Annotated in this window: 10 protein-coding genes; 8 read left to right on the forward strand and 2 right to left on the reverse strand. The window is 43.7% G+C overall.

Going from position 1 to position 16484, the window contains the following annotated elements:
• Positions 1 to 64 precede the first annotated feature (64 nt).
• The 8 genes from L1D55_RS08245 to rmf all read left to right on the forward strand — a co-directional run bounded on the left by L1D55_RS08245 (position 65) and on the right by rmf (position 13849).
• Positions 65 to 4906 carry an NAD-glutamate dehydrogenase gene (locus tag L1D55_RS08245; protein WP_239917104.1) on the forward strand — a complete coding sequence of 1614 codons (4842 nt, stop codon included), beginning with the start codon at positions 65 to 67 and terminating at the stop codon, positions 4904 to 4906.
• Positions 4907 to 5205: 299 nt separating this feature from the next.
• Positions 5206 to 6216, forward strand: a complete 1011-nt coding sequence (gene pyrD / locus L1D55_RS08250) for a quinone-dependent dihydroorotate dehydrogenase (RefSeq protein WP_239917105.1) — start codon at positions 5206 to 5208, stop codon at positions 6214 to 6216.
• Positions 6217 to 6437: 221 nt separating this feature from the next.
• Entirely contained in the window at positions 6438 to 6989 is a 552-nt protein-coding gene (locus L1D55_RS08255; RefSeq protein WP_008221983.1) for a cell division protein ZapC, read from the forward strand.
• A 507-nt stretch (positions 6990 to 7496) separates the two neighbouring features.
• The gene (rlmKL, locus tag L1D55_RS08260) at positions 7497 to 9617 is read left to right on the forward strand and encodes a bifunctional 23S rRNA (guanine(2069)-N(7))-methyltransferase RlmK/23S rRNA (guanine(2445)-N(2))-methyltransferase RlmL (RefSeq protein ID WP_239917106.1); all 2121 of its coding nucleotides are present in this window, start codon (positions 7497 to 7499) and stop codon (positions 9615 to 9617) included.
• Positions 9618 to 9642: 25 nt separating this feature from the next.
• Complete coding sequence (locus tag L1D55_RS08265) at positions 9643 to 9903, forward strand: glutaredoxin family protein (RefSeq protein ID WP_032554465.1); 261 nt, start codon at positions 9643 to 9645, stop codon at positions 9901 to 9903.
• Positions 9881 to 11797, forward strand: a complete 1917-nt coding sequence (locus tag L1D55_RS08270; protein ID WP_102423073.1) for an ABC transporter ATP-binding protein — start codon at positions 9881 to 9883, stop codon at positions 11795 to 11797. Before L1D55_RS08265 ends, L1D55_RS08270 begins: the two co-directional genes overlap by 23 nt.
• Before the next feature lie 9 nt (positions 11798 to 11806).
• Positions 11807 to 13513 (forward strand): DUF3466 family protein, encoded by a 1707-nt coding sequence (locus L1D55_RS08275; RefSeq protein ID WP_239917107.1) that lies wholly within the window; start codon positions 11807 to 11809, stop codon positions 13511 to 13513.
• Positions 13514 to 13675: 162 nt separating this feature from the next.
• Positions 13676 to 13849 (forward strand): ribosome modulation factor, encoded by a 174-nt coding sequence (gene rmf, locus L1D55_RS08280; RefSeq protein WP_004742306.1) that lies wholly within the window; start codon positions 13676 to 13678, stop codon positions 13847 to 13849.
• A gap of 251 nt (positions 13850 to 14100) precedes the next feature.
• On the opposite strand, the gene fabA is transcribed toward rmf, so the two are convergent.
• Together fabA and L1D55_RS08290 are read right to left on the reverse strand one after the other, a co-directional pair.
• Complete coding sequence (gene fabA, locus L1D55_RS08285) at positions 14101 to 14616, reverse strand: bifunctional 3-hydroxydecanoyl-ACP dehydratase/trans-2-decenoyl-ACP isomerase (RefSeq protein ID WP_004742305.1); 516 nt, start codon at positions 14614 to 14616, stop codon at positions 14101 to 14103.
• A gap of 70 nt (positions 14617 to 14686) precedes the next feature.
• On the reverse strand, positions 14687 to 16339 hold the full coding sequence (locus tag L1D55_RS08290; RefSeq protein ID WP_239917108.1) for a Lon protease family protein: 1653 nt from the start codon (positions 16337 to 16339) through the stop codon (positions 14687 to 14689).
• Positions 16340 to 16484 lie beyond the last annotated feature (145 nt).

Below are 16484 nucleotides of genomic sequence, written 5' to 3' on the forward strand. Positions count from 1 at the left end.
TTCAAACACCGGATTAAGTGATCCCCCTAATAATAAAATATAATTCTAATTGTGGAGTGTGACTATGACCGCACGTGAAACTGTGGTTCCAGTTTTACTTGAAAAAGTTTACAAGCTGATTCAAGACAAACTTGACCTTGCTCATCGACCTCTCGTAACTCAACTTGCTCAACACTTGTTTAGTAACGTTTCTCACGACGATCTGACTCAGAGAAACGAATCCGATTTATATGGTGCTGTAGTTAGCTTATGGCACCACATCAACGAAAAGAAAGCCGACGAAATCTCGGTACGCGTTTTCAACCCGACGGTAAGTCGTCAAGGTTGGCAGTCTACTCACACTATCGTTGAGATAGTGGTACCAGACAGCCCATTCCTTGTCGATTCTGTAAAAATGGCACTTACTCGCCTAGACCTTTCTTCTCACCTTATGTTGCACAACCCAACACAAATCTCTCGTTCTGATTCAGGAAGCGTAGTGGGTGTGAGCAGTGGCGAAGGTGTTTTTCAATCTCTATTCCATATTGAGGTTGACCGTTTGAGCAGCAAAGCTGAAATGACGGCATTGAAAACAGAGCTGCTAGACATTTTCACCGATACAAGCTTAGTGGTGAACGACTGGCTTAAAATGGTTGAAAGACTGAAAGAAGTAACAGATCAGGTTGAGCAGCAGAAAGACAGCATTCCAGTAGACGGCCAACGTTTCGATGAGACGTTGGCGTTTCTTCGTTGGTTAGGCGAACACAACTTTACATTCATGGGTTATAAGGAATATGACCTAGTTTCAGTTAATGGCGATACTGAGCTGCAACCGACCAAGGAGCAAGGTCTTGGTTTGTTTGCGAATTCAGATCGTGTACGTAACGTTAAGTTGTCTGAGTTTTCTGACTCTGCACGTCTAGAAGCGAAAAAACCATACGTACTTATCGTTACCAAGGGCAACACGGCTTCACGCATTCACCGCCCAGCTTACAATGATTACATCGGTATTAAGAAGTTCGATAAGAACGGTAAGGTTATTGGTGAGCATCGCTTTACTGGTCTTTACACCTCTGCGGTTTATAACCAAACCGTTGAAACGATTCCTCTGGTTCGTGAGAAAGTAGAACGAATCTTGGATGCAAGTGGTTACCGTGAGGGTTCATACTCATACAAAGCGCTGCACAATATTCTTGAAAACTACCCACGTGATGAACTACTTCAAGCTCGAGAAGAAGAGTTACTTGAAGTAGGTACTGGTGTCGTACAAATGCAAGATCGTGATCTTCTACGTTTGTTTGTACGCAAAGACCCGTTTGGCCGTTTCTTTAGCTGTATGGTTTATGTAACAAAAGATCGTTACAACACCGAGCTTCGTCGCCAAACTCAGCGCATCTTGAAGCAATACTTTGGCTGTGAAGAAGAAGTTGAATTTACAACATATTTCTCAGAAAGCCCTCTGGCAAGAACACACTATATTGTTCGTGTTGATAACAACAACATGGACGTGGACGTGAAAACAATCGAGCAAAATTTAATGGAAGTATCGTCTACGTGGGATGACCGCCTATCTGAATCAATCATTGCAAACTTCGGTGAGAGCAAAGGTCTTCCATTGTCGAAAGAGTACATGCGTGCATTCCCACGTTCGTACAAAGAAGACATGATGCCAGGTTCTGCTGTTGCAGATATTGAGCGCTTAGAAGCACTAAGTGAAGATAATAAACTTGGTATGCTTTTCTACCGTCCTCAGGAAGAAGCGGCAGACTCGAAAGCAGTGCGCTTAAAACTGTTCTACCACAGTGCAGAGCCAATTCACCTTTCTGATGTGATGCCAATGCTTGAAAACTTTGGCTTGCGCGTTATTGGTGAATCACCATACGAAGTTCGTAAGACTAACGGTACTACTTATTGGATCTTAGATTTCTCTATGCTTCATAAGAGTGACCAAACGATTGATCTTCGTGAAGCTCGTGATCTTTTCCAACAAGCATTTGCAGCAATCTGGGCTGGTGAATTAGATAGCGATGGCTTTAACCGTTTGGTACTAGGTGCTGGTCTATCTGGTCGTGAAATCTCAATTTTACGTGCTTATGCTCGCTACATGCGTCAAGTTGGTTTCCCATTCAGTCAACAATACATTGAAGACACCTTGTCACACTACCCAGATTTAGCTAAAGGTCTAGTCAGCTTATTCGGTAAGCGTTTTGATCCGAAACTGAAGGGCAGCGCGAAAGGTCAACAAGATCTTATTAAGAAGATCACTGAGCAGCTCGATCATGTAGAAAGCTTGGATGATGATCGTATCATTCGTCGCTACATGGAGATGATCACTGCAACGCTTCGTACTAACTACTACCAAGTAGACGACAACAAACAAGCGAAGCCTTGGTTGGCTCTGAAAATGAGACCAAGCGAGATTCCAGATATCCCGGCTCCAGTACCTGCATTTGAGATCTTCGTATACGCACCAGATATTGAAGGTGTTCACCTACGTGGCGGTAAAGTGGCTCGTGGTGGTCTTCGTTGGTCTGACCGTCAAGAAGATTTCCGTACCGAGATTCTGGGCCTAGTTAAAGCACAACAAGTTAAGAACACGGTAATTGTACCTGTAGGTGCAAAAGGTGGTTTCGTTTGTAAACGTCAGCACACTATGTCTGGCCGTGACGAGATCTTTGCTGAAGGGCAACGTTGTTACAAGCGCTTCATCCGTGCACTACTAGATGTTTCAGATAACATCATTGAAGGCGAGGTTATCCCACCTCAGAATGTGGTTCGTCATGATGAAGATGACCCGTACTTGGTTGTTGCGGCCGATAAAGGTACAGCAACGTTCTCTGACTTAGCGAACTCTGTATCTGAAGAGTACAACTTCTGGTTAGGTGATGCGTTTGCTTCGGGTGGCTCTAACGGCTACGACCACAAAGCGATGGGTATCACAGCAAAAGGTGGTTGGGAATCGGTTAAGCGTCACTTCCGTGAAATGGGCATTAACTGCCAGACTACAGACTTCACTGCTATCGGTGTTGGTGATATGGCGGGTGACGTATTTGGTAACGGTATGCTGCTATCTAAGCACATCCGTCTACAAGCGGCATTTAACCACATGCACATCTTCATTGATCCGAATCCAGATTCAGCATCAAGCTGGGTGGAACGCGATCGTTTGTTTAATCTACCGCGCTCAAGTTGGGAAGATTACAACAAAGAACTGATTTCTCAAGGTGGTGGCATCTTCTCTCGTCGAGCGAAGTCTATCTCTCTAACGCCTGAAATTCAGAAAATGTTGGGTACCAAGAAAGCATCAATGGCACCAAATGATTTGATCAAAGCGATCTTGTCTATGGAAGTTGATCTACTGTGGAATGGTGGTATTGGTACTTACGTTAAGTCTTCAAGTGAAACTCACACTGATGTTGGCGACCGTGCTAACGACGTGTTGCGTATCAATGGCGGCGATTTGAAAGCAAAAGTTGTTGGTGAAGGCGGTAACTTGGGTATGACTCAATTGGGTCGTATTGAATATGCGCTTACCGGCGGCCGAGTTAACACAGACTTCGTTGATAACGTGGGTGGTGTTGACTGTTCAGATAACGAAGTAAACATTAAGATCTTCTTGAATGGCTTGGTGTCTAATGGTGATCTAACGGTTAAGCAACGTAACCAAGTTCTAGAGTCAATGGAAGATGAAGTTGGTGAGATTGTACTTGATGACGCGTACTGCCAAGCTGAGTCTATTTCGGTAACTGAACATCAAGGCGTGAGCTTAGTTAAAGAACAAATCCGCTTCATTCACACAATGGAGAAAGCAGGGTATCTGGATCGTGGCCTAGAATACATTCCAGATGACGAAACTCTGCTAGAGCGTGAGAAGCAAGGTCAAGGTCTGACCCGACCAGAGCTATCTGTATTGATCGCTTACGGTAAGATGGTTCTGAAAGAAGATCTTGTGAGCGATGATATTGCGAATGATGAGTTCCATGCTCAACAACTGATGCAATACTTCCCAACTGAGTTACGCCGTAACTACTCTCAGCACATGGATAACCATCCACTGCGTGCAGAGATCATTGCGACGGCACTTGCTAACCAAATGGTTAACGAGATGGGTTGTAACTTCATCACTCGTCTGCAAGAAGAGACGGGCGCAAACATTGTCGATATTGCTAATGCTTACGCGGCATCACGTGAAATCTATGGTTTGGGCCAAGTGCTTAAGAGCATTCGTGAACTGGATAACATCTCTAGTTCAGAGGCTCAATATGAGTTGCTGTACCATGTACGTCGTACACTGCGCCGTTTGACCCGTTGGTTGCTAAGAAACCGTACTGGCAAGCAATCTGTGAAAGCACTCGTTGAACTTTACCAAGGCGATGTAGTAGCTATTACTGAGAAACTGGATGAAAACCTGGTTGCTTCAGAAGTAGAAGAACATCAAGCAATGGCGCAAGTATGGATTGACCAAGGCGTAACCGCAGAATTGGCGAACTCAGTCGCGCGTCTGTCTAGCTTGTACTCAGCACTGGATATATCCACAGTGGCTCGTGAAACGGGTAAAACAGTACAACAAGCGTCTAAGCTTTACTTCAATCTAGGCGACCGTTTGTCTCTGCACTGGTTCTTGAAGCAAATCAATGGTCAAGCAGTCGATAACAACTGGCAAGCATTGGCACGTGCTGCATTCAGAGAAGATCTGGATTGGCAACAACGCCAGCTAACAGGCCAAGTTCTTAACTGTGGTTGTGGTTCAGATCTTGATGTGATTAAAGCGCTCGATGAGTGGATGGAAAGCAACTCTGTTTCTCTACACCGCTGGGAAAGCATCCTGAACGAATTCAAAGTGGGTTCTGTTCATGAGTTTGCTAAGTTCTCAGTTGCGTTGCGTGAATTAATGCTACTTAATCTAAACTGCATGTCGAAAGACTAACGATTAGATAGACAGTAATAAAGGGCAGGCCATTTGGTCTGCCTTTTTCGTTTTGGGGTGCGACTGGTTTGCGCTTACAGAGTGTCAATCAATTCACGGGGCACTAAAGTGATTCATTGGAAAGTGAAGTAAAGGTGCTCGATATGCTAAATATACGATAACGTTTGCTTAATAAAGAAGCTCATTCGTTAGCAAACTCGATTATCTTACCCTTACAGACAGTAATAGATTGAATAGTTGGGGAAATAAGTAAATAATATCGCCCCGTTTACACGGGGCTTTTTTCTATCGGAGGCACAATGCTTTACCGTCTAGCCAGAACTGGCTTTTTCCAACTTGATGCCGAAAAGGCACATGATCTCGCAATTCAAAACTTCAAGCGCTTTACTGGCACACCTATTGATCTTTTGTATCGCCAACAATTACCTCACCGACCTGTAGAGTGCATGGGTCTTACTTTCAAAAACCCAGTTGGCCTAGCGGCTGGCCTAGATAAGAACGGCGAATGTATTGATGCATTTGGCGCAATGGGTTTTGGTTTTGTAGAAGTAGGGACTGTTACTCCGCGTCCACAAGCAGGTAACGATAAACCTCGTTTATTCCGTCTTGTTGAAGCTGAAGGTATCATCAACCGAATGGGTTTCAATAACCTAGGTGTAGATAACCTTGTTGAGAATGTTAAGAAGTCAAACTACGACGGCATCTTAGGTATCAACATCGGTAAAAACAAAGACACACCGATTGAAAAGGGCGCAGAAGACTACTTGATCTGTATGGAGAAGGTATATCAATACGCAGGTTACATTGCGGTAAATATCTCTTCACCAAACACACCAGGGCTACGTTCTCTACAATACGGCGAAGCACTTGATGACTTGCTGTCTGAACTTAAGGCAAAACAAGCGGAACTAGAAGAGAAGCATGGTAAGTATGTTCCTCTGGCTCTTAAGATTGCTCCGGATCTAAGTGATGATGAAATCAGCCAAATTTGCGAATCATTGATCAAAAATAAGATCGATGGTGTGATCGCAACGAACACGACATTGGATCGTTCAATTGTCGAAGGCATGAAACATTGCGACGAAGCGGGTGGCCTAAGTGGACGTCCAGTTCAATCTCGTAGCACTGAAGTAGTTCGTAAACTTCACCAAGAGCTAGGTGACAAACTGCCGATCATCGGGGTAGGTGGCGTTGACTCTTATGTTGCTGCAAAAGAGAAAATGATGGCAGGTGCTAAGCTTGTACAAGTTTACTCTGGTTTTATTTACAAGGGGCCACGCCTTGTAGCTGACATTGTCAAAAACCTGTAGTTTGAAAACTATGGTCGTTATAGAACATCAATATCAGAAGTATCTATAAACTGACATCGTCTTACTAAAAGAGACACTGTAACTCCCTGAGTTGTAGAGAAAAGCGATAAGAAAGAGGAATTCATTTCCTCTTTTTTTTTGCCTATTGCTCAGTAAAATTACTGCAATTGAAGGTAATTTTGCGTTTTACCTAATGGAATGGTTCAACAGTGTGAGACGAAATGATGCTTAAACCTAGCGATACATGGAGTTGGTATTACGATGAACAGCAATGTTCATTAATGCTAAACCTCGGAGAGGATATGATTTTCAAAACGAATCTGGTCCGCAATAAGCTGGTGGACTGCGCGTTTCGAGATAATGAATTCACCGTTGATGACGCATCCTCATACCAAACCTTCAAAGAACAAATTTCTGGCTTAGAGCTATCTGAGCCTCGCCAAGCAGAACTAGCGCTTTACTGCGTGGCTGCGAAGCGTTTCCACAAGCCTGTACAACCAAAGAGCTGGTTCTTCGCACCTCAAGGTGCAGGACATGAGTATCCTCAGGAAGGGGATATTGTACAAATGAATAACGAGCATAGCCTTGGTTACTTCATCGTCTTAGAAGTGGGCGAGTGTGCGAGCTTATGTGCATTTGTAGACCTAGAAGAGTTCCTACTGACTCCTTCAAAGGGATTACGCTTTGGTGACTCGATCAAGGTGATGCACGATAGAATGCTTGATGCTAACGCGATTCTGCATCAATCTCATCATATTGCGATGGTTGGCTAACTCAAATTTAATACATCATTTCGGCCATACGTCGCAGCGAACAACCTCATCAAACCTTCCAAATAATCGGCTTAATAGCCGATTTTTTTGTGCCTAAAAAACCTCACCCTGATAAATGCATCACTCATTAACCATCAAAATAGTGAAGTTAAGACGATTTTTTTACGTTAATTTCACCTTGTTTACTTCCCCGAAAATGTAATTTACCCATATTTATTCCCTGTTTTTGTTCTTTTGTAGCTAAATTCCACCCTTATTTTTAGTTTGGTATATACCAATTTTGGTGTGAATATAAATTCACAAGGGCGAATTGCTCGGAAATTGGGTGTTAAACGAGTGAGTTCGTTAGGTCTTATGTTTTAAGGGGATGTGGGTAAGCGATCGCTTCAGTAATGAGTATTTGCTAGCCAGTTAGTCGAAAGATTCAATGAAAAGACGAGTTTAGAGTGATGCTCTGGTAACAAAATCAGGTATAATCGAGCTCATTTTTATCAATAAAAGAACACTATGAATCAATATCTAGCGGTTACCTCAAACGGCCTTGAGAATTTATTAGTTGAAGAACTAACCCAACTAGGGATTACAAACGCAAAACCTGTTCAGGCAGGTGTTAAATTCAAAGCGACCAATGAGCAAATTTATCGTTGTTGTTTGTGGAGTCGTTTGGCTTCTCGATTTGTACGTGTCCTTTCTGAATTCACTTGTCAGGACGACATGGATTTGTACCTATCGACCACAGCGGTTAACTGGGTGAATCAATTCCATAGCTCTAAGCGTTTTGTGGTTGACTTTAATGGTACTAACCGCGAAATCCGCAATAGCCAATATGGCGCGATGAAAGTTAAAGACGCTATCGTCGATTGCTTCGAGAAGAAGTCACTACCTCGTCCTTCTATTAGTAAAGAAAACCCAGACGTTCGTATTCACGTTCGTTTACACCGTGACAAAGCGATTCTTGGCCTTGATATGGTCGGCAGCGGTCTTCACCAGCGTGGTTACCGTCCTGAATCAGGTCGCGCACCATTGCGTGAAACTCTTGCTGCAGCGATTCTTCTTCGTAGTGGCTGGGACGCAACAAAACCTTTCTTAGATCCGATGTGTGGTTCAGGTACGCTTGTGATTGAAGCGGCAATGATGGCTGCGAACATGGCTCCGGGTGTTAAGCGTCAGAAATGGTGTTTCGAAGCTCTAGAAGATTTTGAACCAGAGCTATGGGCTGAAGTTAAGTCAGAAGCGAATGTTCAAGGTCGCCGTGGTGTGAAGAAAGTCGAGTGCAAGTTCTACGGTTATGATAACGACGAGCGAATGATCAAAACTGCACGTGACAATGCGCGTCGTGCTGGTGTTGAAGACTTAATTCAATTTGAAGTAGGCGATGCTGCACTTGTTAAGCGTCCTGCGGAATTCGACAATGGCGTGGTTGTATCAAACCCACCTTATGGTGAGCGTCTAGGCACAGAGCCAGGCTTGATTGCACTATACACGGCATTTGGCGCACAGCTAAAAGCTGAGTTTGGTGGTTGTAACGCATCTATCTTCTCTAGCTCAGACGAGCTTCTAAGCTGCTTGCGTATGCGTGCAGACAAACAGTTCAAATTGAACAATGGTGCGTTACCGTGTCACCAGAAGAACTACTCAATTTCCGATCGTCCGATGTCAGATCGCCCAACAGAGCAACAAGAGCAGCAGATTGCACCTGATTTCGCGAACCGTCTTAAGAAGAACATCGGCAAAATTGGAAAGTGGGCTAAGAAAGAGCAACTAGATTGTTACCGCATCTACGATGCAGACTTACCAGAATACAATGTAGCGATTGACGTATATCCTGGTCACCTTGTGATTCAAGAATACGCTGCACCTAAAGATGTACCGGAGGAGAAAGCAAAACGTCGTCTAACCGATATCATCCGTGCTTCTATTCAAGTGACTGGCGTTGAAGCCAATAACGTTGTGTTGAAAGTTCGTCAGAAGCAAAAAGGCCGCTCTCAATACCAGAAGCTTTCTCAAGATTCATCGAACCTAGAAGTAAACGAATACGGTGTTAAGCTGATTGTTAACCTTCACGACTACCTAGATACAGGTTTATTCCTTGATCATAAGATTACTCGTCGTCGTATCGGTGAAATGGCTGCAGGCAAGGATTTCCTAAACCTGTTTGCTTATACAGGTAGTGCATCGGTGCATGCTGCTGTGGGTGGCGCACGCTCTACAACTACTGTTGATATGTCTAATACCTACCTAGAGTGGGCGAAAGAGAACATGGAGCTTAACGGTCGTGTAGGTCGTCAGCATCAATTTGTTCAAGCTGATTGTTTACAGTGGTTAGCTAAAGAACAAGGGTCGTATGATCTGATCTTCATTGATCCACCAACTTTCTCGAACTCGAAGCGTATGGATCAATCTTTCGATGTTCAACGTGATCATATCCAATTGATGGAGAACCTAAAGCGTTTGCTTCGTGAAGAAGGTACGATTGTTTTCTCTAACAATAAACGTCACTTCAAAATGGATTTAGAAGCATTGGAAGATCTGGGCCTTAAAGCTCAGAACATCTCTGCTAAAACACTGCCTCTAGATTTCTCTCGTAATAAGCATATTCATAACTGCTGGTTGATTACACACAAGTAATCAAGAGATCGTATAAGGATATATAGTGCTGACTCTATACAGTACAGAAGGGTGCCATCTATGTGAGATGGCATTCCAACTCACGGAACAGTTAAATATTAGCCATCATGTCAATGTTGTTGATATTGCATTCGATGATGAGCTCTTTTCCCGTTACGGGGTCACTATTCCGGTGCTCAAATTTGAAAGCTCTGACGGTTCTCAACACTCAGAGCTTAACTGGCCATTTGGCTTGTTAGAACTTAATGATTGGTTAAAGAAAAATGGCATTACTTACAATTCATAATGGGCAGTTAGCGTTTGGCGATCACCCATTATTAGACCGTGCAGACTTCGCACTGCAAGAAAATGAGCGTGTTTGTTTAGTAGGGCGCAATGGTGCCGGTAAGTCTACGTTGATGAAAGTGCTATCTGGCAGCATCATCATGGACGACGGCAAGATGCAAATCACGCAAGATGTGGTTGTGTCTCGCTTGGAACAAGATCCACCGCGTAACGAAGAAGGCACAGTATATGATTATGTGGCTGGTGGCCTTGCTGAGATTGGCGAGCAGCTAAAGATCTATCATGATCTTCTTGATCTGATCGCGACCGACCCTAGTGAAAAGAATCTAAACCGCCTTACTCGTGTACAAGAACAGCTGGATCACGCTAATGCATGGCGTTTTGAAGACCGTGTAACTAATGTTCTGGGTGCTCTAAAGCTGACTGCCGAAACTAAACTGACAGACCTTTCTGGTGGTTGGCAACGTAAAGCAGCTCTTGCTCGTGCGCTTGTGTGTGACCCTGACGTGCTTCTACTAGATGAACCGACTAACCACTTGGATGTTGCTACTATTGAATGGTTAGAAGGCTTCCTAAAAGACTTCCGCGGCTCAATCATCTTTATTTCGCACGACCGTGCATTCATTAAATCGATGGCAACCCGAATCGTAGACCTTGATCGCGGTAAGTTGAGCTCTTTCCCTGGTGACTACGAAAATTACCTAGTTGAGAAAGAAGAAGCGCTTCGCGTTGAAGAAATGCAGAATGCTGAATTCGATAAAAAGCTTGCTCAGGAAGAAGTTTGGATTCGTCAGGGCATCAAAGCTCGTCGTACTCGTAACGAAGGTCGTGTACGTGCGCTTAAAAAGCTACGTGAAGAGCGTTTGAATCGTCGTGAAGTGCAGGGCAAAGCGGTTATTCAAATCGATGATGCACAGCGCTCAGGTAAGATTGTATTTGAAGCTGAGAACATTAACTTTGGCTTCGAAGGCAAACAGATCGTTAAAGACTTTAGCTTCAATATCATGCGTGGCGATCGTATTGCTTTGATTGGTCCGAATGGTTGTGGTAAGAGTACGGTTCTTAAGTTGCTTCTTGACCAACTAAAACCTGATTCAGGTCGTCTACATTGCGGTACGAAACTTGAAGTGGCTTACTTTGACCAATACCGCGAAATCCTTGACCCAGAGAAGTCGGTTATCGATAACCTAGCGGATGGTAAGCAAGAAGTAACAGTAGGTGGCCGTGAGCGTCATGCGCTTAGTTACTTACAAGATTTCTTATTCTCACCTAAACGTGCTCGTACTCCTGTTAAAGCGCTGTCTGGTGGTGAGAAAAACCGCCTGTTATTAGCTCGTATTTTCCTTAAATCGAACAACTTGCTGATTCTCGATGAGCCAACCAACGATCTAGATATCGAAACTTTGGAACTTTTAGAAGATTTGCTTGCCAACTATCAGGGTACGCTTCTTTTAGTAAGCCACGATCGTCAGTTTGTAGATAATACAGTGATGACAAGTTGGATCTTCGAAGGCAACGGCGTGATTGAAGAATTTGTTGGTGGCTACCACGATGCTCAACAGCAAAGAAAGCAGGCGCTTGAATACCGACAGGTTGAAAAGCCATCAAAGCCAGCGAAAGTAGTTGAGGAAACTCCCAAAACTGCACCAGTTAAAGCTAAACCTAAGAAGTTATCGTATAAGCTACAGCGAGAGCTAGAAGCGTTACCACAACGTTTAGAAGAATTGGAAACACAAATTGAAGCTCTTCAGGAAGAAGTTAATGATCCAAGCTTCTTTTCGAAATCTGTAGAGCAGACACAGCCAGTTTTAGATAAGCTAACTGCGACAGAGCAGGAGCTTGAAGTTGCATTTGAGCGCTGGGAAGAGCTCGAGGCACTACAACAGGAAAGTTAAGAAGTAATAATGACTTGTACTAAATTTAAATTAACAACAGTTGCAGCCCTTGTTTTAGCTGCAACTAATGCCAACGCTGCGCTTTATAAAGTAGTTGAAATAACGCCTTCGATTACCGGTGCATCTGAAATCTTTGGTGTAGCGATCCAGCCTGGTAGTGCTACCGACGGAACGAATGACCTTGCACTAGGATGTTTTGACTCAGCGGCAACAAACTGTGCTGACACTACATTCAAACTTGCTGGCGAAACTCGCAATACGGTTGAAGCGGTAAGCTATCGCGAAGAAGTGCCTTTCGCAATGGATGCTCCATTCCAATACATCCAAGAGTTCGATGATTTCGAAAACTATTGTTATCGAGAGCTAAGATATTCTACGTGTGAGAGCTGGGCTCAAAATCGTTGGAACGATACTTGGAGTAAGGAAAGAAATGACCTTACTCATGTAAATGCCAAAGCCTTCGTTGAAGGTGGTGCTACATTTGAGAGCCGTAATACGGTGATTAACTCTCTAGATGATACAGCTCAACCATTAGGTGTTAAATCTGAAGGTGGTATCCGCAACAACGCACTATTTACGACGACAAGTGGACCTACTGGTACTTCTGAAACTCGTGCATGGAAAGCGATTACAGCAAGTAATGGTACTGTTTACAATGTAGGTAGTGTGTCCGAGGAGTTTGCACCTACTGATACATCTGAGCCAGACAAGGCCTTTGCTTCTAAAGCGGCTATCTGGGATGACACTACGACCAAAGAAATTGATTGGATTCGCAGCGGTAATGCTCAAGAAGGTGATTATTTTGCTCAAGGCAGCATGCGCTCAATCGTTGAATCAAACTCTGTTTTCTATGGTGTTGGCTATAATACCGAAAATGGTAACGGCGACCTACAAGACATGAATGCCAGTGTCTTTGTGAGTAATTCATTAGATCTAACGAATGCGACATGGACGACTAAGCAGGTTAGCGGCGCAGAGGTTAAATCTGGTTCATCGAATGACGACGCCAGATACAGTAACTCTGTTGCGACTGATATTAACGACAACTTGTTCGCAGTTGGTTATGCCAAACGTAATGGTTATGTGCCAGAGAACGGTAGCGCAGGTAATAAGATCTTTGTTGTAACAGATGCGGCAAACCCAACAGCAACTTTCTTGTCTGGCGGCATTTTCTTTAGTGGCTCAAGTGGCGAAGCTAAAGCGGTAAATAACTACAATGAATTTGTTGGCCAGATTGATGCGGAAACGACTCGTGAGGTTGATGGTAGTGAACGTAGACACCGTGGTTTTATTTACCCGTATCAAGCGACTGGCACTGACGCATCAAGAATTGCTCTGTTTGATAGTAAAGCTTGGTGGCTAGATGACCTAACTAATGATGGTGATGCTTCTGGTGAAAACAACAAGTTTAGAATCATCGATGCAACTGACATCAACGATGCTGGTGTAATTTCAGCGACTGCGATTAAGTGTACTGTTGGTGGAACAGCTCAGCCTTATGATACAACGTCTCACAACTCATACTGTGGTGGCGCGTCATCTAATGCGGTAGAAGAGGTGGTAGCGGTTAAACTTGTTCCTATTGCAGGTAAAACTCAAGCTGATATTCAAGCTCGTAGTGCCGACTCAGAGAAAGTCGATCGTCAAGGTGGTAGCCTAGGTTGGTTAACTTTGACTGTGCTTGGTCTGTTAGGGTTCCGTAGAAAATTTAAATAATTTCTTCTCTTGAGCCCGAGTTCACAATTCTGAACTCGGGCTTTTTTTCGCCTTGAGAAAATTGAAAAATTGGTCAATTCTTAAACTTGGAGTCACAAAAACTCCGCAAAGTTGTAATCATTGTATGTTAGTAAATCGAAATACCCGTATGAGGACTGCACTATGAAGAGACAAAAGCGTGATCGACTAGAACGAGCACAATCTCAAGGCTATAAAGCTGGTTTAAACGGTAGGTCACAAGAAGCTTGCCCATATAGCCAAATGGATTCTCGGTCTTATTGGTTAGGTGGCTGGCGAGATGCCAGAGATGATAAACAAGCAGGTCTCTACAAGTAGATAGAGCGCAACGAATTCAGGTCAAGGCTCCATTGTATGAAACAATGGAGCCTTGTTAGTTTAAGGGGAGGTAAAGTTTGCAAACGGCGAAACGGCCAAGAGCAATGTTTCTATGATATTCATGTTTCATTCATTGCTGGTGGATTTGGCAGGCTCATACCTTAAACGAGGTCTTGATGCACTATAACTAAATGTCTCGAAAACAAAAATAAAGCAGCCAATGGCTGCTTTATTTAAATCTAACTATCTAATTAGAATGCTGACGTATCTTGGAAAAGGCCAACTTTCAAATCTTTAGCAACATAGATCTCTTTGCCATCAACAAGTACGCGACCATCTGCAAGGCCCATAACTAGGCGACGGTTAACAACGCGCTTCATGTGGATCTCGTATGTTACTTTTTTCGCTGTAGGCAAGATTTGACCTGTGAATTTAACTTCACCGACACCTAGAGCACGGCCTTTACCTTCGCCGCCAACCCAACCAAGGTAGAAACCAACCAGTTGCCACATAGCGTCTAGACCTAGACAACCAGGCATTACTGGGTCACCAGGGAAGTGACAATCAAAGAACCATAGGTCAGGAGTAATATCGAGCTCAGCAAGAACCAAACCTTTACCGAAATCACCTTCAGTCTCAGACATTTTAGTGATGCGGTCCATCATCAACATATTTGGTGCTGGTAGTTGAGGACCTTGTGGCCATAGTTCGCCTTGGCTTGAAGCTAGAAGCTCTTCGCGAGTGTAAGAATCACGTTTGTTTTGCATTATCAATTACTCCGATTTTTGATAGGTGCATATTAGTGAACAGGTGTACGCTAAACAAGTCCGATCAGTACTAGACAAACCAGTTTTTGATGCGTCCCACAATTCCCATTGGGTGCTCATGTCTTTCAAAGTTTTCAATACGTTCCGCGATTTTGCTAAGAACGCTTTCTTCTTCATCATCTCTAAATGGTTTGTTCATAATTAGAGGAATAGCTTCGTCTACATTCGACACAGACCAGATGTGAAATTCTTCGTTTTTGATGCTTTCGATAAGGTCTGGTTTAAGAGCAAGATGCCTTAGATTCGATCTCGGTAGAATGACACCTTGTTTGCCAGTGAGTCCTTGGTGCTTACAAACATGGTAGAAGCCTTCGATTTTCTCATTAAGGCCACCAACGGCTTGTACACGGCCAAACTGGTCGACAGCACCTGTTACAGCAATCTGTTGGTCGATAGGGTACTCAGACAGTGCGCTTACTAGAGAGCAAAGCTCTGCGAGAGAAGCGCTGTCGCCATCAACTTCACAATACGACTGTTCAAACACGACAGATGCAGCGTATGGCAATGGATCTTCAAGGTTTAATGCACTGCTAACAAACGCCTGCATGATCATCATGCCTTTCGCATGTAGGTTACCACCAAGCTCTGCTTTACGTTCAACATCGGAAATGTCGCCATCACCAAAGTGAATTACGCATGAAATACGTGCTGGTTCACCATAAGAGATTGGGTGACCTGGAACGTCGATGACGGTGAGGCCATTTACTTGGCCAACTTGTTCACCTTCGGTTTCAATGATGACTTGGCCATCGCGAATGTCATCTAGAGCGCGCTCTGGAAGATATGATTCTCGATTGTATTTGTGTTGTTGAGCTTGTTGGACATGGTGGATGTCAATTTCACCGTTGTTGGCTTCAACCAGTGCTTCGCTTAGCAACGCGTTGTGCCAAATTGGACACAGTGGAATATAACTTTGATCTTCCGTTTCTCGTGCGCCAGCGGTCAAAATCGCCGTTAACGCGTTTTGTGTAATGTTTGGTAGATCATAACGTTGCACAAGCCACTTAAGGTAGCCAAGGTATTGAGTCAAAGTTTCTTCAGATAGCTTGATGTCTTGTTCAATTTCACTGAAAAGACAAAAACCAGTTTGAATATCGCTATCTAAGTAATCAAGGTCACCGAGTTGCGATCTGTCTCCAACGACAATCAATTTAATATTGTATGTAAGAGGAAGCGTTGGTGATTGATTCAAGTGCTCAGGGTTACTGCTGATTGGCTCCACAGCTTCGCCAAGCAGTGCTGACTTTAATAGCAACCAGCTTCCTGGATTAGCTAGAATTAAATTAGCTGACACGACCAGATAACCATTGTTCGCTCTAGCGAGTAAACCGGGTTTCGTAGCAACAACTTTGCCATCACGTGATTGAACTTGATCAAACAGAGAGGTCGCGTTCAAAGATTCGGTTTTGATAACCGGCTTTGCATCGTCATCTAATTCAGCAACTAAAGATTCAACGATCATTTGGCGATAGATCGAGTTGTCCGGGGAATTCACCAATAATACACGTGAAAGGTTAGATAAACGGACAAAGCGAGTTAACGCATCTCTGAATCGGTGTTGAATAACTGAGAATGGGAGAGGCGAGATGTCGTGGAATTGCTCTAATTGAGCGTTATATTCGTCGTACTGAGGCGTAACATGTCGCCAATCTACTTGAGTCATTTAGGTTTCTGATTAGGATAATAAGGTAGGGAGTATATAGAAAAACTGATCTCGCTTGTAGCTCTATATCGACGCGATCAATCACAGGGCGAATATAAGTATGATCTTGGTCTATTCTTTCAAGACAATAATTGTTAAATAGCCT

Origin of the sequence: Vibrio sp. Isolate22 (assembly GCF_022398115.1) — a bacterium.
Taxonomy (GTDB): Bacteria; Pseudomonadota; Gammaproteobacteria; order Enterobacterales; family Vibrionaceae; genus Vibrio.